The sequence below is a fragment of the Desulfovibrio legallii genome, from assembly GCF_900102485.1.
Lineage (GTDB): Bacteria > Desulfobacterota > Desulfovibrionia > Desulfovibrionales > Desulfovibrionaceae > Desulfovibrio > Desulfovibrio legallii_A.
In genome coordinates, this window is sequence record NZ_FNBX01000002.1 from 133362 (window position 1) to 151816 (window position 18455).

General features: G+C 67.9%; 16 protein-coding genes. 11 read left to right on the forward strand and 5 right to left on the reverse strand.

From position 1 onward, the window contains the following. Positions 1 to 59: 59 nt before the first annotated feature. Entirely contained in the window at positions 60 to 1739 is a 1680-nt protein-coding gene (locus BLS55_RS01810) for a nickel-dependent hydrogenase large subunit (protein ID WP_092152652.1), read from the reverse strand. A gap of 10 nt (positions 1740 to 1749) precedes the next feature. Then, positions 1750 to 2697, reverse strand: a complete 948-nt coding sequence (locus BLS55_RS01815; protein ID WP_092152653.1) for a hydrogenase small subunit — start codon at positions 2695 to 2697, stop codon at positions 1750 to 1752. Positions 2698 to 3160: 463 nt separating this feature from the next. On the opposite strand from BLS55_RS01815, the gene BLS55_RS01820 reads away from it, so the two are divergent. Then, positions 3161 to 4426, forward strand: coding sequence for an O-acetylhomoserine aminocarboxypropyltransferase/cysteine synthase family protein (locus BLS55_RS01820; RefSeq protein ID WP_092152654.1), 1266 nt, complete (start codon positions 3161 to 3163; stop codon positions 4424 to 4426). Between the two features lie 279 nt (positions 4427 to 4705). Here BLS55_RS01820 and BLS55_RS01825 read toward each other — a convergent pair whose 3' ends face one another. Genes BLS55_RS01825 through BLS55_RS01835 form a run of 3 tightly spaced genes read right to left on the reverse strand, consistent with a single transcriptional unit; the run spans position 4706 to position 7436 of the window. After that, positions 4706 to 5578, reverse strand: a complete 873-nt coding sequence (locus BLS55_RS01825) for a DMT family transporter (RefSeq protein ID WP_092152655.1) — start codon at positions 5576 to 5578, stop codon at positions 4706 to 4708. Between the two features lie 14 nt (positions 5579 to 5592). After that, complete coding sequence (locus BLS55_RS01830) at positions 5593 to 6423, reverse strand: alkaline phosphatase family protein (protein WP_092152656.1); 831 nt, start codon at positions 6421 to 6423, stop codon at positions 5593 to 5595. Further along, positions 6423 to 7436, reverse strand: coding sequence for a polysaccharide deacetylase family protein (locus tag BLS55_RS01835; protein ID WP_092152657.1), 1014 nt, complete (start codon positions 7434 to 7436; stop codon positions 6423 to 6425). Before BLS55_RS01835 ends, BLS55_RS01830 begins: the two co-directional genes overlap by 1 nt. A gap of 308 nt (positions 7437 to 7744) precedes the next feature. On the opposite strand from BLS55_RS01835, the gene BLS55_RS01840 reads away from it, so the two are divergent. From BLS55_RS01840 to BLS55_RS01885, 10 genes are all read left to right on the forward strand, one after another. After that, the gene (locus BLS55_RS01840) at positions 7745 to 8860 is read left to right on the forward strand and encodes a glycosyltransferase (protein ID WP_092152658.1); all 1116 of its coding nucleotides are present in this window, start codon (positions 7745 to 7747) and stop codon (positions 8858 to 8860) included. After that, positions 8848 to 9429: a hypothetical protein gene (locus BLS55_RS01845; RefSeq protein ID WP_257243097.1), complete on the forward strand. Its 582-nt coding sequence runs from the start codon at positions 8848 to 8850 to the stop codon at positions 9427 to 9429. The genes BLS55_RS01840 and BLS55_RS01845 overlap by 13 nt, the downstream gene beginning before the upstream one ends. Before the next feature lie 24 nt (positions 9430 to 9453). Continuing rightward, positions 9454 to 10629: a glycosyltransferase family 2 protein gene (locus BLS55_RS01850; RefSeq protein ID WP_092152660.1), complete on the forward strand. Its 1176-nt coding sequence runs from the start codon at positions 9454 to 9456 to the stop codon at positions 10627 to 10629. A 149-nt stretch (positions 10630 to 10778) separates the two neighbouring features. Next, on the forward strand, positions 10779 to 11960 hold the full coding sequence (locus BLS55_RS01855; protein ID WP_257243098.1) for an ABC transporter permease: 1182 nt from the start codon (positions 10779 to 10781) through the stop codon (positions 11958 to 11960). A 75-nt stretch (positions 11961 to 12035) separates the two neighbouring features. Continuing rightward, entirely contained in the window at positions 12036 to 13985 is a 1950-nt protein-coding gene (locus BLS55_RS01860; protein WP_092152662.1) for a glycosyltransferase, read from the forward strand. Between the two features lie 286 nt (positions 13986 to 14271). Next, on the forward strand, positions 14272 to 15741 hold the full coding sequence (rfaE2, locus tag BLS55_RS01865) for a D-glycero-beta-D-manno-heptose 1-phosphate adenylyltransferase (protein WP_092152663.1): 1470 nt from the start codon (positions 14272 to 14274) through the stop codon (positions 15739 to 15741). Continuing rightward, a complete protein-coding gene (locus tag BLS55_RS01870) occupies positions 15741 to 16739 on the forward strand; it encodes a glucokinase (RefSeq protein WP_092152664.1) in 999 nt (332 codons plus the stop codon). The genes rfaE2 and BLS55_RS01870 overlap by 1 nt, the downstream gene beginning before the upstream one ends. 149 nt (positions 16740 to 16888) lie before the next feature. Beyond that, the gene (locus tag BLS55_RS01875; protein WP_092152665.1) at positions 16889 to 17353 is read left to right on the forward strand and encodes a Fur family transcriptional regulator; all 465 of its coding nucleotides are present in this window, start codon (positions 16889 to 16891) and stop codon (positions 17351 to 17353) included. 200 nt (positions 17354 to 17553) lie between these two features. Beyond that, the gene (locus tag BLS55_RS01880; protein WP_092152666.1) at positions 17554 to 18093 is read left to right on the forward strand and encodes a bacterioferritin; all 540 of its coding nucleotides are present in this window, start codon (positions 17554 to 17556) and stop codon (positions 18091 to 18093) included. 21 nt (positions 18094 to 18114) lie between these two features. Continuing rightward, positions 18115 to 18300, forward strand: coding sequence for a rubredoxin (locus tag BLS55_RS01885; RefSeq protein WP_092152667.1), 186 nt, complete (start codon positions 18115 to 18117; stop codon positions 18298 to 18300). The last annotated feature ends 155 nt before the right edge of the window (positions 18301 to 18455 follow it).

Consider the following 18455-nt stretch of genomic DNA (forward strand, 5'->3'; position numbering starts at 1 on the left):
GTTGGGGAAAAAAGAAGCGGGGGCCGGGGCCCCCGCTTCGGGTGTTTGGCTACGCCGGATTACAGAACGCGGAACTTGTGCACTTCGTTGGTTTCGCCGTCAATGACGTGCACGGCGCAGGCCATGCAGGGGTCAAAGGAGTGCACTGTGCGCAGGATTTCCACGGGGCGCTTGGGGTCGGCCACGGGGGTGCCGATAAGGGCCTCTTCCACCGCGCCCAGCACGCCCTTGTCGTCGCGCGGGCCCAGGTTCCAGGTGGAGGGCACCACCAGCTGGAAGTTGCCGATCTTGCCGTTCTCAATGCGCATCCAGTGGGAAAGACCGCCGCGCGGCGCGTCCAGAAAGCCCACGCCCTTGGCGTTGGCGGGCACTTCGTAGTTTTCGACGATCTGCTTGTCTTTGGCGATGTTGTTTTCGTATTCGTCCAGCCAGGCGCCGGTCTGCTGGGCAATGGCCAGGGTCTGGATGCCGCGGGCGGCGGTGCGGCCCAGGGTGGAGAAGAGGGCCTCGGGGCCCACGCCCAGGGTTTTGAGCACATGATCCACCATGGGCTTGATGACCTTGTGGTTCTGGCCGTAGGCCACCAGCATCTGGGCCAGGGGGCCGGTCTCCATGGAGTGGCTGTCGTAGCGCGGGGCCTTGAGCCAGGAGTAGCGGTCCGTATCGCCCATCTTGGTGAAGGCGGGCTTGGTTTCGCCGTCATAGGGGGCGCGGGCGGTTTCGCCCTCGTACCAGCTGTGGCGGACGTGTTCGGCGATTTTGGCGGGGTCGAAGCCCTGCACGTCGCCGATTTTGCGGTTGTAGATGACGCCGGGCTTGTACCAGCGCTTGTTGAGGTCGCGCTCGCCGCCGGCGGCGGGGAATTCGCCGAAGGCCATGAAGTTGGTGGTGCCGCCGATGCCGGCCCAGTCCTTGTATGCGCCGCCCACCAGGAGCAGGTCGGGGATGTAGACCTGCTCCACAAAGGCACGGGCTTTTTTGTACAGCTCGCGGAATTCCTTGATGCGCTCAGGCTTGAGGGCGTCGTAACAGGTTACGCCGCCGCCCACGGTGAACTGGGTGTGGGGATTTTTGGCGCCGAAAACGGCCATGCCGCGGGCCACATCCACCTGCACGCGCAGGGCCTCAAGGTAGTGGGCTGTGGCCACCAGGTCGGCTTCGGGCTCCAGGTAGTAGGCGGGGTGGCCGCCCAGGAAGTAGGCGTTGGTAAAGGGGCCGAGCTGGCCGCTTTCCACAAAGGCTTTGAGTTTGGCCTGCACGGCGGCCAGGTCCGCGGCCTTGACCTTGCGGGGCGAGATGGATTCGGCCAGCTTGGCGGCCTTGGCCGGGTCGGCCTTGAGGGCGTTGGCCACGTCCACGAAGTCCAGGGCGTGCAGGTGGTAGAAGTGCACGATGTGGTCGTGCATGAACTGCATGGCCAGCACCAGGTTGCGGATGTAGGTGGCGTTGGCCGGGATGGGCTTGTTGATGGCGTCTTCCAGGCAGCGGGTGGAGGCCAGGGCGTGGGTGTAGGTACAGACGCCGCAGGTGCGCTGGGTAAAGTGCTGGGCGTCGCGCGGGTCGCGGCCTTTGAGGATGAGCTCCAGCCCGCGGAAAAGGGTGCCGCAGCTGCGGGCGTCTTTGATTTTGCCGCCTTCCACTTCCACTTCAATACGCAAATGCCCCTCAATGCGGGTCAGCGGGTCCACCACAATGGGACCGGAATAGCTGCTCTGGGGCGTCGCTTTCACTTGACTCATGGTTTACCCCCTAGTTCTGGTAAAACGGCGTCATATCGTCCCAGAAATTGGGCTCGCTGCAACCGATGCAGGGATGCCCCGCGCCCACAGGCCAGTTGGTTTCATTGAAGAGAACCTTGGGACAGTTATTGTAGGTTTCCGGCCCTTTGCAGCCCACTTCGTACAGGCACCAGCCTTTGCGCGCCTCTTCGGAATTGAAGGAGGGCGCAAACTCGCCGGCGTCGAAGTGCTTGCGGCGTTCGCAGAGGTCGTGCACGCTCTGACCGTAGAACATGGTGGGGCGGCCGAGCTCGTCCAGGTCGATCTTCTGGCCCTGGAGGAAGGCCACCAGCGCGCCTACCATATTGAGGGGGTTGGGAGGACAGCCGGGAATGTTGATGCCCTTGACGCCCAGGTCGGCAAAGCAGTCGTTGACGCCCTTGGCCCCGGTGGGGTTGGGCTTGGCGGCCTGCACGCCGCCGTAGCAGGCGCAGGTGCCGATGTTTACCACGGCCTTGGCCTTGGGCAGAATGCCCTTGCAGATGTCGTACATGGTGTGCCCGGCGATGTAGCCGAACTTGTTGTCCTGCGCGGTGGGGATGGCGCCCTCCACCATGCAGACGAAGCCGTTGGGGTTGGCCACGGCGGCCTGCAGGGCCTCTTCGGCGGCGTCGCCTGCGGCGGCCATGATGGTTTCGTGGTAGTCAAGCGAAATGGTGTCCAGAATAACGGCGTCGATAAAGGGCTTGTAGGTGCGCAGCAGCGCTTCGGAACAGCCCGTGCACTCGGCGCAGTGCAGGTAGACCACCGAAGGACGGCGGCCCGTAAGGGCGGCGGCCACTTCGGAAGCAAAGGACGGCCCGAACCCCATGGTCACGGCCACGGCCGTGCAGAACTTCATGAAGTCGCGGCGGCTGATGCCCTGGCGTTCCAAACGCTCTTCCCCGCCTTTTTTGCCCAGACCCACGGCAATACGCATAATAGCCTCCTGGCAAAAGTGAATAAGGCTTGCGATGCGGGCTCTGCCACAGAGCCCTTGTGCGGCGCGAAAAAAACCCTCACGCCGTCCACGTCGCGGCAGCTCGCGGCCCAACCCGGCATAAACCGGCGCCCCGGCGGCGCTGCCTGGAAAATGTAACTCCTGGAAATGGCCGGCGCGCGGCGCGTGGGCCGCAACACGACAACGCCCCGTGCCCCACGGCAGCGTCGTCCGCCATTGCCGTCACCATATACCCCAGGTCTTGTGCGGTCAATACAGTTGGGCGGAAAATGCGGGCGAAATGCGGCGGATACGCCCCAAGGGGGAAGGGCATCCCTTCACGCCCCGTCGGCAGGCTTAAGGGGCCTGTTGCCTCCGGCGCAGCCTTGGGCTAAAATACAAAAATATATGTCCAAACGTCCGCGCCGGGAACCCCGGCAGCATTTTACCGCATGAGGAAGGCATGAAAACCGAATCTCTTTGTCTGCACGCGGGCTACGAACCCGGCAACGGCGAGCCGCGCGTGGTGCCCATTGTGCAGAGCACCACCTTCAGGTACGCCACCACCGCCGCGGTGGCCAAGCTCTTTGATCTGGCCGAGGCGGGCTTTTTTTACACCCGGTTGGGCAACCCCACGGTGGACGCCGTGGAGCGCAAAATCGCCGCTCTGGAAGGGGGCGTGGGCGCGCTCTGCACCTCCTCCGGGCAGGCTGCCAGTATGCTTTCCGTGCTCAACGTGGCCCGCGCGGGCGACCATGTGGTCAGCGCCTCCAGCATTTACGGCGGCACCTTTAACCTTTTTGCCGTCACCCTCAAGCGCCTGGGCATTGACGTGACCTTTGTGGACCAGAGCGCCACGGACGCCGAGCTGGAAAAGGCCTTCCGCCCAGAAACCCGCGCCGTGTTCGGCGAAACCCTCTCCAACCCCTCCATGGACGTGCTGGACCTGGAGCGCTTTGCCAGGCTGGCCCACCGCCACCGCTTGCCCTTTATAGTGGACAATACCTTTGCCACGCCCGTGCTCTGCCGTCCTTTCGAGTTCGGCGCGGACATTGTGGTCCACTCCACCACCAAGTACATGGACGGCCACGCCCTGCAGATGGGCGGCGTCATCGTGGACAGCGGCAACTTTGACTGGACTTCCGGCAAATTCCCGGAATTTACCGAGCCCGACCCCTCCTACCACGGGCTTATCTACACCCAGGCCTTCGGGGCTGCGGCATATATCGTTAAAGCCCGCGCCCAGCTCATGCGCGACATGGGCTGCTGCCAGACCCCGCAGGGCGCGTTCTACATCAACCTGGGGCTGGAAACCCTGCCCCTGCGCATGGAGCGCCACTGCCGCAACGCCGAGGCCGTGGCCCGCTGGCTCTGCGAGCAGCCCGCCGTGGAGGCGGTCAATTACCCGCGCCTGCCCGGCCATCCGCATCAGGCCCTGGCCCAAAAATATCTGCCCCACGGCTGCAGCGGCGTCATCGCCTTTACCCTCAAGGGCGGCCGCGAGGCCGGGGCCCGCTTTATCGACGGCCTCAAAATGGTCTCCCTGGAAGTGCATGTGGCCGACATCCGCACCTGCGTGCTCCATCCGGCCAGCTCCACCCACCGTCAGCTTACGGACCAGCAGCTTACGGACGCGGGCATCTCGCCCGGCATGGTGCGGCTTTCCGTGGGCACGGAGCATCTGGACGACATTCTTGAGGATCTGGGCCAGGCTTTGGCCCAGGCTTAACGTCAGGGCAGGGGCGGCGACAGGCGCGCCTTTTGCCTTCTGGCGGCGTCAAAATTTCGGGCCGGGCCGGGGCTGTACCATAAGAGTACTATCCCCGTCCCGGCCCGAACCTTTCCCTTGCCAGGGAACAAAAGCCATCCCGCGCCTATGCGGTCTTCGTCCCGAACCGTTGCTTTTTCGGAGAACAAAAGCCATCGCCTGTCGCCGCCCCCGCGGCGTGCCCCTGCTCCCTGCGGCGACGGGCGGGCGAGGGCTATTCCGTCCCGGAAGGCCTTTTTCTTATTCCCGCGAGCCGTCCGTGCTCAGCAGGATGACGGCGGCCAGCACCAGCGCGCCGCCCAGCCAGCCCGCCGGGGGGAAGGATTCGTCCCAGAACAGCCAGCACCACAGCGTGCCCAGCACGGGCTCCAGATGGCAGGTGACGGCGGCCCGCACCAGGCTGATGCGCTGCAGGCCCTGGCCGTAGCAGATGTAAGCCAGGTAGCAGGTCAGCAGGCCCAGGGCGCTGAGCCAGCCCCAGGTGGCCGGGGCGTGGTGGGGCGGCAGGGGCGTCCAGGGGGCCAGGGCCAGAATGCCGCCCAGCAGCATGAAGGCGTAGATGGCGGCCGTGCTGTAGCGCGGCTGCCACCAGCGGTAGAAGGGATAGTGCGTGGCGTAGCACAGCCCGGCCAGCAGGCCGCAGGCAATGCCCAGGGCCGAAGGTTCGCCCCGCAGGCTGCCGCCCGAAAGGCAGACCAGCGCCGTGCCTGCCAGGGCCGTCAGGATGGCCGCCGCCTTGCGGCCCGTGATGCGCTCCCGGAAAAGCAGACGGGAGAACACGGCCACCCAGACCGGGGCCGTGTACAGCAGCACCACGGCCGTGGCCCCGCCGCTGAGCTTGATGGCGTACTGCATGGCCCCGAAAAAGACCCCTACGCCCCACACGCCGAAGGCCATAAAAATCAGGGCGTGCCTCGGCCGCACGCGCAGCGCCCCCGTGAACCAGGCGTGCAGGAAAAACAGCGCGCAGCCAAGGCCCGCCCGCCAGAAGGCCGTTTCCAGCGGCCCTGCCCCCGCCTGCAGGCAGAATTTGGAAAGCGGGCCCAGCAACGACCAGAGAAAAGCCGCCGACAAAATCCAGGCATAGCCGCTCGCGGAGCCGCCGGTGCGCATAGTGTGGTTTGCCCTTACGCCCCGACGGGCGGTTGCGGATTATGGGCCGGAGGCTGCGGCAGGGCCGCCAGGGCGTCCGGATTGAGGCCCAGAGCCTGAAGGACCAAACCGGCCACCTGGGTTTGTTGCCGGGGCAGGGGCAGGCCTTCCCAGCCCTTCCCCGCCAGCCAGAGGGGCACGCGGCGGGCGGCTTCGGTCACGTCGTTGTGCGTGCCGTCGGCGGTCATGCCGTGGTCGCTGGTGACCAGCACGGCGTAGCCCGCGTCCATCCATCGGGGCAGCCAGCGGGCCAGCAGACCGTCGGCCAGGCGCGCGGCGTCGCGGTATTCCCGGCTTTCCGCCCCGTGGCAATGTCCGGCCCAGTCCACGCCCATGCTGTGGACCAGCAACAAATGCGGCGCAAAACGGCGGCAGAGACAGGCCGCGTCCGCAAACAGGGCCGGGTCGGGGTAGGCGTCCTGGTCGTAGAACAGGCCGTGGCTTATGGGCAGGGCCGGGTCGTCCGTCAGGCGGTGCCGGGCCGGGTCGTAGGGCGTGCCGTTGCAGAGTTCGTGCACCCAGTGGTAGGCGGCGGCGGCCGTGGTCAGCCCTGCGGCGCGGGCCAGGGAAAAAATGGTGGGCCCTGGGCAGGGGGCAGGGTCGTCGTTGCGCAGGATGCCGCTCCGGGCCGGGCTGAGCCCGCTGAACAGGGCGGCGTAGAGCGGGCGCGAAAGGGGCGGCAAGGCGCAGTCCAGGGCTGTATAGCGGGCCGTTCCCGCTTCTTCCAGGGCGCGCAGGGCGGCCAGGCAGCGTCGGGCCGTGGCCGCGTTCAGCCCGTCCAGCAGCACCAGGCAGACGCGGGCCACTACCAGTCCCCCGGGCCGTCCGGGCGCGGGCCGAAGCCCAGGGCCGGAGCCTCGGCCCGCAGTTGCGCGGCCGTGAGGCCGCGCACCGGGCGGCTTTCCCTGAGCCAGGCCAGAAAGTTGTAGAGCTTGCGCCGCAGGGCCGCGGCCGCCGCCGCGTCCGGCACGTTGGGCGAACCGCCGGGCAACAGCTCGGAAGAATGCAGAAAAAGGTGCAGCACCTGCCCGCCGCGCCGGGCGTGCAGCCGGGCGCAGGCCCGCATGACCGGGGCCGCGTGCCATACGGGATTGGGGCTCAGCGCGCCCCAGAAGTGGAAATTGTCCGCCCAGGGCCTGCCGTGGCTCAGGCTGTGCCACAGCCACGCCAGGGGCCGGGCCAGCGGAATCTGCGTGAGGGGAGAAATGAGCAGGGCCGTGGCTGCCGGGGCGTGCGGTTCCGTCATGGGCGTCGCCCAATAGGGATCCGCCGGGGCCAGAAAGTGGTCCGGCCCGGCGTGGTCAAACACGCGCAAGGGGCAGACCGAGCTGTCCAGGGTAATGCCTTCCGCCGCCAGCAGGGGCCGCAGCGCGGCCTTGCAGTCCCACCTGCCCATGCGGAAGCTGGTCAGCGGCGCGGACTGGAAGTCGCGCCCGGCCTCCAGCAGGTTGTGCAGGCGTGCCCGCAGCAAGGGGCGGGGCAGGGTGTCCGTGCGCGGGGGCGGGCCGTCGTTCACCGCGTCCGCACTGAGGGGCGGGGTGCTCCAGTGGTGAAGATGCGCGGCGATTTCCGCGCCGCAGCTATCGCGCATCCAGGCCAGGTGAGGCCGGGCCTCCGCGTTGGCGAATACCGTATGGGCGCAGAACAGGGTGAGGGGAAAGCCCAGCTCCCTGGTCAGCGGCGCAAGCTCGCGCAGCAGGGCCACGTTGCGCACGCCGCAGCCCGTGGCGGCGTAGCGGCCCGAAAACAGGCCTTCTTCCTCCACGTCCAGGCTTACAATGACGCGCAGGGGTTCGGCAGGGGGGGACGGTCTGGTCATGGGGGCATCCTATGCGCAAGGGGCGCGCAAGGCAACGGGCAGGAACGCCTCGGCGCGCTGGTGCGGGCATCTTTGCTGCGGAAGCCGCGCCGGATGGGCGGAGTGAGCTTTTTGCCGCGCCGTGGCCGGGCTGCCAAAAAGGCGGACAAGGGGGAATTTTTGCGGCCTTGCGGGCCGCGCTTGCAAAAGAGTCGGGTTTGCATAATGATTGTTACTGGCATATGGGGCATACGCGCCCGCGCGCCGGGGCGGGGATCGCCCGCCAGGCCGTGCGGCGCGCCCTTCAGCCGTTTTGCCAGAGGAGAAGCATGCCCCAGGCCCTGCGCGTTGCGTTTTTGATGGAAGACCTGTGTTTCGGCGGCACCCAGCGACAGATGCTGGAGCTGGCCCGCCGCCTGGACCGCGGGCGCTTCACGCCCGTCATGCTCACCCTGACCGGCCCCACGGACCTGGACGCCCTGGCCCGCAAGGGGGGGATAGAGCTGCACCACCTGGGCCGCGACCGGCGGGTGGCTCCCCTGTTTTTTCTGCGCCTGGGGGCCGCGTTACGGCGGCTCAGGCCGGACGTGCTGGTGCCCTGCACGGCCCTGCCCAACATCTGGGGGCGCATCTGGGGGCGGCTGGCCTGGCCCGGCCGGACCGGAGCGCCGCTGGTGCTGGGTACCTGCCGGGGCGGCGGCGGCCCCGTGCGCCAGCACGAGCGCTGGCTCTGGCGGCTGGCGGATCAGCTGGTCTGCAATTCGCAGGCCCTGCGCGCCGTGCTGGAAGGCCTGGGCGTGCCGTCCGCGCGGCTCCATTATATTCCTAACGGGGTGGATACGGAATTTTTTGCCCCGGCGGATCCGCCTGCGGCGCGGCGCGCGCCTTTGATCCTGTGCGTGGCGCGTCTGGCCGGGGATAAGGACCATCTGACGTTGTTGCGGGCCTTTGCGCTGGTGCTGGCCCGCCACCCTGAAGCCCGGCTGCGCCTGGTGGGCGACGGCCCGGAGGAAGCCCGGCTGCGCCGCTGGGCCGCGGAACACGCGGCGGGCGCGCGGGTGGAGTTTGTGCCCGGCGGCCTGGACATGCGGGAACATTATGCCGCGGCGCGGCTGTTTGCCCTGGCTTCGGTGCGCGAGGGCCAGCCCAACGTGCTGCTGGAGGCCATGGCCTGCGGCCTGCCCGTATGCGCCACCGCTGTGGGCGGTGTGCCGCGCCTGGTGGAGGAAGGGGCCACGGGCCTGCTCTGCCCGGCGGGGGACGCCGCTGCCCTGGCGGAGAACTGCTGCCGCCTGCTGGAGGACGACGCCTGCTGCGCCCGGCTGGGCGACGCGGGGCGGGGGCGCGCGGTGCGGGATTTTTCTTTCGCCCGCATGGTGGCGGCGCACGAAGCCCTTATGGACAAAGCGCCCCGCAAGGGCGCGGGAGTTGTATGGCGCGGATAAAAAAGCAAGGGCCGACGCGGCCCGGCCTGTTGTGCCGGGGCCTGTTGCCGGTTCTGGTCTGGTGCTGCTGCGCGGCGTTGCCGCTCTGGCCGCAGGCCGCGATGGGCGCTGCCCCGGCCCAGGCCACAGACGGGGAGAAGACGCCTGCCGCCGCGGCTTCGGCCGACGCGCCGCAGGGGAAGGCCCCGGCGGCAGGGCAGGCGGCTCCGACCGCCGCGGACACGGCTGCGGCCCCGACGGAAGTGACTGAATTGTGGACCGGCTCCATTTTTTCTTCCACCTATCGGGTGGGGGTGTGTTTTTCCGCTGCCGGGGCGGTGCGCGGGGTGGTGCATTTGCGCCTGCGCAACGGGCAGGTGGACGTGTACCACATTACCGGCAGCGTTAAAGACAATGTGGTCAAGGCGCGCCACAGTTCCGGCCACAGCTTCGAGGGCCGGCTGACGGCGGCGGACCGGGTGGAAGGCGTGATCCGGCTGAAAAACGGTCTGCGCCTGGATGTGGAGGGCCGCCGCGTGCAGGGCGTGCCCCTGACGGGCGGGGATTGCTCGCCGCCCGCTGCGGAGTGAGCCCCAAGCCGAGGAGGAGGCGTCATGTTCTGGATCTGGTTTGTGCTGGCGGTGGGGCAGTGCGCCCTGTTGTTCATCCTGGCCCGCACGGGCGAAGGCCTGCCGCGCCGCGCGCAAGAAGACGCCGCGGCCGCCGACGCCGTGCCCAAGGCCCAGTGGCCCGCTGCAGCCCTGATCATTCCGGTGGCGGGTACGGACCCGCGCATGGAGAGCGCGCTGCGCAGTCTGTTGTCGCAGGATTATCCGGGGCTTGCACCTGTGCTGGTCACGGCCGAGGAGCAGGAGCCCGCCGCGGCCCTCATTGGCCGGCTGCAGAAGGATTTTCCCGCTGCCCGTCATGTGACGGCCGGCCCGGCCCAGGGCTGCGGGCAGAAAAACTGCAACCTGCTGGCCGGGGTGGAGGCCGTGGGCGATGCGGCGGAGATTTATCTTTTTGCCGACAGCACCCACCAGGCTGCCCCGGACTTTGCGCGCCAGCTGGCCGCGCCCATTGTGCGGGGCGAGGCCCCCTTCGCCACGGGCTACCACGCTGTGGAGCCCGGCGACAGCCAGACGGCCACCCTGGGCTACGCGCTCTGCGTCATGCTCATGCGCCTTCTGCAGGCCGTGGGGGGCTTTACCCAGCTTTGGGGCGGGGCCATGGGCATGAGCCGCGCGGCCTTCGAAAAGTATGGCGTGCGCTCCCTGTGGTCCGAGACTGTGGTGGACGACTGTTCCCTCACCGCGCTGCTTCAGGCGCGCGGCGCGGACGTGCGCCTGTGCCCCGGCGCGCTGCTGCGCACCGCGGCCTCCAATTATGCGCCGCAGGTCTGGCGGGCCTGGATGGACCGGCAGGTGCTGTTCCTCAGGTTCTGCATGCCGGGGCAGTGGCTGCTGCTGGGGCTGCTGGCCGTTATGACGGCCGTGCCTGTGCTCTGCGCCGCCCTGGCCCTGCTCGGCTGGCTGCTGCAGCTGGGCGGCGGCGCGGGCGCGCTGCTGACCCTGTTCTGGCTGGCGGCCACGGGCGGGGCGCTCTACCTCTGGCGGGCGCTGCTGCCGCGGCCCGTGCCGCTGGCGCGCTGGCTGTGGGCCTATGTGCGGGCCGTCTGCCTGTTTGCGCGGGTCTATGCAGCCAGTGCGGCGGCCACAGGCATTGTCTGGCGGGGCATCCGCTATACGGTGGGCCGCGGCGGCGTGGTGCGCGCGGCGGCCCGTCCGTGAGGGACAGGGGCTTTGACACAGATGGCGGAGGCTGTGTATGCTCTTTTCTTTACCGCGTCTTGCGGCGGGGCCCCTCGGCCCCGCCGCAAGACGCGGCGTAGGGAGAGGAGCTTGACGACGGTGACGACGGCGGGTGGCGCATGATTGCCATGTCCGATCTTTTTCGCGTGAGCCTCAGGCAGGTTACGCGCCAGCGCGGCTTCGGGGTGGTGCTTTCCATTGCCCTGGGCATCACCGCGTTTATCGTGCTGGCCGTGCTGGGACGCGAGATCCGCTATAAGGTGGGGCAGGACATGGTGCTCATGGGTGGGGTCAACGTCATCCAGGTCTATATGGACGACCGCCAGTACCCCGGCCAGCCGCAGCGGGAATTCTACCCCGATACCGTGGAGGCCCTGCGGCAGCTGCCCGGCGTGGGCCTGGTGAGCCAGAACCTCCGCGGCAGCAGGGGCTCTGCCCTGCGCGGGGAAGGCGAGCGGACCCTGAACGTGGATTTTATCGGCGTGGACCAGGATTTTGCCGAGGTTTATTCGCTGGACCTGGTGGCCGGGCGGCTGCTGACGCATGAGGACGTGGCGGCGCACCGCCGGGTGTGCATGCTGGGCCGCGAGGGCGCGCGCAGCCTCTACGGCGATCCGGCCAAGGCCGTGGGTAAGCTGTTGTTTCTGGATCAGGAAGTTTTTGAAGTGGTGGGCGTGGTCAGCGGCGTCATGCTGGGCAGCTGGGGGCAGGGCGGCTTTCTTCCTTACACCATCATGACGGACCGTAACTGGGGCGGCGGCAAGGTGACGCGCCTTTTTGTGCGCGCCGTGGGCTGGGAGGACGTGCCGCCCCTGGTGCGCAAAATTCCCGATGTGGTGCGCGCGCATCAGGACGCGCCCTACCTGGTGGTCCGCACCCAGGAAGACCAGCTCGCGCGCATCAAAACGACCTTCATGTGGGTGGAGGCTCTGCTCTGGCTGGGCATTGCGGCCTCGCTCATGCTGGGCGGCTTCGGCATCTGGTACGGCACGTTTGCCGCCGTGCGCGCCCGCACGCGCGAGGTGGGCCTCAAAAAGGCCATGGGCGGATCGGATGCGGACATCCTGGCCCAGTTTCTGGCCGAGGCTCTGTGCAAGTCCGTGGCCGGCGGCGCGCTGGGCATTGTCATTGGCCTGCTGCTGGTGGAAATCGGCTCCTGGAGCCTGGGCACGGATATTTCCTACCCCCTGCTCCTGGCCAGCAGCCTGGGCAGCATCGTGTTTTCCGCGGTCATCGGCGTGGCCGGCGGGTTGTACCCGGCCGTTCAGGCCAGCCGCATGGATGTGGTCACCGCCCTGCGGTTCGAGTAATTGCGTGTTGCGCCCGCAGGGGCCCGGCGCGGCCCCGCGCCGCACAGGGCCGCCTTTGGCGGACAAGGTTGGAGCATGGCACCGGTAATCGTCGCCCAGAACCTGTACAAACGCTATGAAGGCTTCCCGCCGGTGCTGCGCGGGGTCAACATTGCTGTGGAACCCGGCGAGATGGTGGCCATTATGGGGCCTTCCGGCTGCGGCAAATCCACCATGCTCCATGTGCTGGGCATGCTCCACGCGCCGGACGCGGGCAGCCTGGAGATTCTCGGCGCCGACGTGCTGGCCCTGAACAGGGAGCAGACCGCGGCTTTCCGGCGCGGCAACATGGGCTTTGTCATGCAGGCCAGCAACCTGTTCGACCACTCCACGGTATTTGAGAATGTGGAGTTCCCCCTTATCTATGAGCAGGTTCCCCCCCAGGAGCGCTGGGAGCGCGTCATCCGCGCCCTGGAGCTGGTGCGGCTTTCGGCCCGGGTGCACTACCGCAGCAACCGCCTTTCGGGCGGCGAGCAACAGCGCGTGGCCATTGCCCGCGCCATGGTCAACAACCCCCGCATTCTTCTGGCCGACGAACCTACAGGCGCGCTGGACGCCAAGACCAGCCGGCTGATCATGGAAAATTTCCGCAACCTCTGCCACACGGGCGGCGTGGCCCTGGTCATGGTAACCCACGACCCCAAGATGGCTGAGTACTGCGACAGCATCTACACGCTTGAAGACGGCGTGCTGCAGTGTCAGAGGCATGATCCGCCGCCCTTGCCGCCCCAGGGCGCGCACAACCTGCTGCAGGGGCCTGTGCCCGTGGTGCGCGGCGCGCTGGTGGCCACACGTTTTCCTGAGGCGGCGGGGCAGGGGCTGATGTATGCGGCCCACCGGCTGCACGCGGCGGGCCTGCTCTCGCGCATTTACGCCCTGAGCGAAAGCGGCCTTCTGAGCTCCCCTGAGGGCTATGCTCTGCCTCTGGCCGTGCGGCGCATGGGCTGGCTGCGCTGCCTGGGGGCGTTTGCCGGCATGTTGCGCCACATGCGGGGCACTTCGGCGCAGGTCTGGGAGCTCTGGCGGCAACGGCCCGGCCGGGGCGGGCGCGGCTGGTGGGCGCAGCTGCACGCCTTTTGCGCCGGGGCCCTGCTGGCCCGCTGGGGCATGCAGGACGGCATCCAGTTTTTTTACGCGGCCGAGGCCCACGGGCCTTCCACAGCCAGCTGGGTGGCCGCGCGCCTCATGCAGACGCCTTTTGCCTTTTCTGTGCGGGCGCGGGATCTGGCCGCCCCTGGCAGCGATTGGGCGGCCAAGGTGCGGGATGCGGCTTTTGTGCGCTGCGATACTGAGGCCACGCGCGCGGCTCTGGTCAGACTGCTGCCCGAAGCCGAAGGCAAAGCTCTGGTGCTGCGCGATCCTGTGACCATCACCCCGCCCGAAGACGATGCGGACCTGCCCGCCGCGGCGGATCGCGCCGTCATACTGCTGGCCGTGGGCACCATGGCCCGGCGCAAGGGCTACGACCTGCTGCTGCGAGCCTGCGCCCTGCTGGCGGCGCGCAAGGTGGATTTCAGCCTGGAGCTGGTGGGGCAGGGGCCGGAGCGCGCCTCTTTGCGGCGTCTGGCCCGTCGGCTCGGGTTGCGGGGGCGGGTGCGTTTTCTGGCCCGCGTGCCCCATGAGAACATGCCTGACGTGTACGCTCGGGCAGATATCTTTGTATCGCCGGGCCGCCGGACGCCGCAAGGCGATGTGGATGGCCTGCCCTCGGCCCTGGTGGAGGCCCTGGCCAGCGGCCTGGCCGTGGTGGTCAGCGATCTGCCTGGTCAGCTGGAGGCCGTGCGGCAAGGGGAAAACGGCCTGGTGACGCCGCAGGAAGACGTGGAAGCTCTGGCGGGGGCGCTGGAGAAGCTGGCCGCCTCTGCGGAAGAACGGCGGCGGCTCGGCCGCGCGGCGCGGCAGTCCTTGCCGGAGCTGCTGGCCGGGGAGGCCACCGAAGCCCGCTTTGTGCAATTGTTCAAAACCGCCTGCGGCATGCAAAAGTAGCGCTTTTCGGGCCTGGGGGGCTCTTGCGGCTGCGCCGGCGGGTTCTGCGCCGGGCGCACGAGCCGCGATTCGGCGGCCTGCGCGCGGCAGCGTCGGCGTGCGGTCTGTTATGTTTTGCAAAAGTGTCGCCCCAACGGCGGCCTGCTGCAGCGGATTTCGGGCGGCTGCGCCCGCGAGGCCGGGTTGGCTTGCGGCGCGCTGGGATATTTCTTAGGAAAATGCTTTATGAAACTCCTGCGGCTGCGGGCGCAGGGACGGATCTGCGGTGCCGCACTGTGGGGTAGGTATGGATTTTGACGGGGTGCGCGTTCTGGTGGTGGGCGATGTGATGCTGGACCGCTACGTTTCCGGCAGCGTGCGGCGCATTTCGCCGGAGGCTCCGGTGCCGGTGGTGGCGGTGCGGCGGCGCTGGTCGGTCCCTGGGGGGGCGGCCAACGTGGCCCGCAACCTGTTGCGGCTGGGGGTAACGGCGCGGCTGACGGGGCTGGCCGGGCGGGATGCGGACGGGGAGGAGCTGCGCGCGGCCCTGGCGGCCGAGGGGCTCAAAGATTCCCTGGTTTACGCGCCCGCGCGGCGCACTACCTGCAAGACGCGCGTCCTGGCCCAAGGGCAGCAGATGCTGCGGCTGGATGAAGAGCTTTGCGCGCCGCCCGCCGCGGCGGAGCTGGCGGCCCTGCGCGAGCGGGCCCTGGAGCTGCTGCCCGGCTGCGGGGCTGTGGTGCTTTCGGATTACGGCAAGGGCGTGCTGCTGCCCGATGCGGACGGCGTCAGCCTGTGCGCGGCGGTGACGGAGGCGGCCGAAGCCCTGGGCGTGCCCGTGCTGGTGGACCCCAAGGGTGGACAGTGGGAGCGCTACCGGGGGGCGCAGTGCGTGACGCCCAACAGCGCGGAGTTCATGCGCGCCTGCGGCGAGGATGCCGGGGCCGCGCCGGACGCAGCGCGGCGTGCGGCCCTGGCGGCCAGACTTTGCGGGGATTACGCCTTTGCGCGGGTGCTGCTTACGCGCGGGGCCAAGGGCATGGAGCTCTATACCGGGCAGGGGCTGCTGTGCCGCTGCCCGGCCCGTGCGCGTGAAGTGGCGGACGTTTCCGGCGCGGGGGATACGGTGGTGGCCGTGCTGGCGGCCTGTGTGGCCAAGGGCCTGCCCTGGGAGGAGAGCGTGCGCGTGGCCAACACGGCGGCAGGCGTGGTGGTGGGCAAAACCGGCACCGCCCCCGTGACCCTGAGCGAGCTGCGGGCCGCCCTGCGGGAAAATGCAGAAAATCCCAAACTTTTTGCCCTGCCGGACCTGCTGGAAAAAGTGGAGGACTGGCGGCGCAAAAACGAAACCGTGGTCTTTACCAACGGCTGTTTTGATCTTCTGCATCCGGGGCACGTCTCCCTGCTGCGGCAGAGCGCGGCCCAGGGCGACCATCTGATCGTGGGGCTCAACAGCGACGCCTCGGTGCGGCGGCTCAAGGGGCCCACGCGGCCCATCCAGGACGAACGCAGCCGGGCGCAGGTTCTGGCTGCCCTTAACGGGGTGGAGGCGGTGATTCTGTTTGACGCGGATACGCCCCTGGAGCTCATCAGGGCCATCAGGCCCGACGTGTTGGTCAAGGGCAGCGACTATACGGAGGCCACTGTGGTGGGGGCCGACCTGGTGCGGGCCGCGGGCGGGCGCGTGTTCCTGGCCGCGCTGACGCCCGGCTGCAGCACTACCGGCATCGTGCGGAAAATCGACGCCGGGCCGCAGGATGGGGAGCCCGGAAACTGATGGCGCGCCAGCGCATTTTGGCGGCCGACATCGGCGGCACCAACGCCCGCTTCGGCTGTTTTTCCTTTGAGGACGGCGCGCTGCGGCTGGAGCGCGCCTCCTGGATGCCCTCGGCGGGCCTGCACGATACGGAGGCCGCCCTGCTGGCCCTGCAAAAGCGGCTGGACCTGGGCATCCGGCGCGATGACGTGCTTGCCATGGCCGTGGCCGGGCCCGTGGCGGCCGGGCGCGGCTGCCTGACCAACGGGGCCTTGCGGCTGGACATGGCCGAGGCGCGGCGGCTGTTTGGCCTGCGCCGCTGCCTGCTGTGCAACGATTTTGCGGCCGCGGCTCTGGCCACCCTGACCCCGCCGGGGCAAAGCGCCCGGCTGGCGGCGGGGGAAGCCCTGCCGGAGGCGGCGGGGGCGGCGCGCTTTGCCGCGCGGGCCGTGCTGGGCGCGGGCACGGGCCTGGGGGCGGCGCTCCTGGTCTGGAGCGGGCGGCGCTGGCTGCCCGTGCCTTCGGAGGCGGGGCACGCGGCCTTTCCTTTTGTGGGGCGGCCGGAACACGATTTTGAGCGCTTTTTGCAGAAGGATCTGGGGCAGAGCTGGATCAGCGCGGAGAACGTGCTCTCCGGCCTGGGGCTCAGCCAACTGCACTTTTTTCTCAGCGGCGCATACCTGTTCCCGCCGGTGGTGGGCGCAGAGGCCCTGAGCTCAGAGACCACCACGCTGCAGTGGTATGCCCGGTTTTTGGCCCGGTTCTGCCGCAACTGGATGTACGCCGGGCTGAGCCTGGGCGGGCTGTGGATCTGCGGCGGCATTGCCGCCCGCAATCCCCTGTGCGTGACCTGCCCTGAGTTTGCGGCGGAGCTCAGCCGCGCCGAGCCCTTGCGGGATCTTTTTGCGGCCACGCCCGTGCGCCTGATGGAAGACGAAAACAGCGGGCTGTGGGGCGCGGCCCGCGCCGGGCAGGATCTCGTGCTCCGGCAGGAGGCTGCTTTGGATCAGCAGGGATAGCCCCGCGGCAGCGGGTTTTCCGCAGGGCTGCAAAAACCTGTGCCCTGGGCCGGAGGTCCGGCGCGTAAATCTGCCGTCCGCCGCGGGAGGGGCTTGACAAGCTCTTTGCGGTAACGATAATGTTTATTATAAATAGCGGAGAGGAACATATGGCGCAAACGCAAACAAGAATGACGCGGCAACGGGCGGTGATCCTGGAGGAGCTGCGCAAAACCGTCAGCCACCCCACGGCGGACGAGCTTTACAGCATGGTGCGGCGGCGCTTGCCGCGCATCAGCCTGGGCACCGTGTACCGCAATCTGGATTTTCTGGCGGACAGCGGGGAGATCCGCCGCCTTGAAACCGCCGGCAGCATCAAGCGGTTTGATGGCGACATGTCCCCGCACCAGCATGTGCGCTGCATTTATTGCGGGCATATCGGGGATGTGAAAAAAATTCAGGAAGCGCCTTCGGTGGAGGGCATGCAGGTAGAGGGCTTTGCCAGCATCCTGGATTCGCGCGTGGAGTACGACGGCATCTGCGAGGCCTGCGCCCGGCGGCGCATCGAGGGCGCGCATGTTTTTGACGCGGCTGAGGCCCTGGCGTCTGAAGACCGCGAGCAGCGTTCGGCTTGAGTGTTTGCGCAAATGCGGGTATGCAGAATCTGCGCGGCAAGCCTGGATGGAACCGCTGTGAGGCCGGTTTGTGCCGCAAGGGGCATCCGGCCTCAGGCGCGGGTGTGCGCCCGCCGCGTTCAGATCGCCGTCCCAGACGGCGCAGGGGCGAGGACGGGTTTGCGTCGATCCCGCCCCGCATAACCACCAAGGAGAGTAGCATGGCAGAGAGCAGGGAAAGCCGTAAGGAAAAAGTTATTGAAGTGCTCAACAAGGCCCGGGCCATGGAGCTTTTCGCCGTTCATCAGTACATGAACCAGCACTACAATCTGGACGACATGGATTATGGCGAGCTTGCCGCCAATATGAAGCTCATCGCCATTGACGAAATGCGCCATGCCGAGAGCTTTGCCGAGCGCATCAAGGAGCTGGGCGGCGAGCCCACCACCCAGAAGGACGGCAAGGTGACCACCGGCCAGGAAGTGACTATCATCTACACTGCCGACACCGCGCAGGAAGACCACACCATTGAGGCCTACAGCCAGTTCCTGCAGGTCTGTAAGGAGCAGGGCGACATTGTTTCCGCCCGGCTGTTTGAGCGCATTATCGATGAGGAACAGGCCCACCTTACCTACTATGAAAACATCGCCGGCCACATTGCGCGCCTGGGCGACACCTACCTGGCCAAGATCGCCGGCACGCCTTCCAGCACCGGCGCTTCTTCCAAGGGTTTTGTGACCGGAACCGCCGCCGCGGAATAAAACGCGGCATGGGAGGCAACCATGGCCGATACCAAGGATATGTGGCGCTGCCAGACGGTCAACTGCGGCTACGTGTACGACCCTGACCGCGGCGACCGCCGGCATAAGATCCCCCCGGGAACCAAGTTTGAGGATCTGCCGGACGATTGGCGCTGCCCTGTGTGCGGCGCGGGCAAGAAGATGTTCCGCCGCGTGAGCGAAAGCTAGTTCCCGCTGCTTTTCTTTTACCGGCCCTGATCGTCTGCACGGTCAGGGCTGTTTGTATTTCCGGGGCCGATTGCGCCCCTGGCGCTCTTGGCGTATGCTGGGAGCAAGCAGGAGTGGACGGCGCACGCGCGGGTCCGCTTCCGGGAGGCGCAACA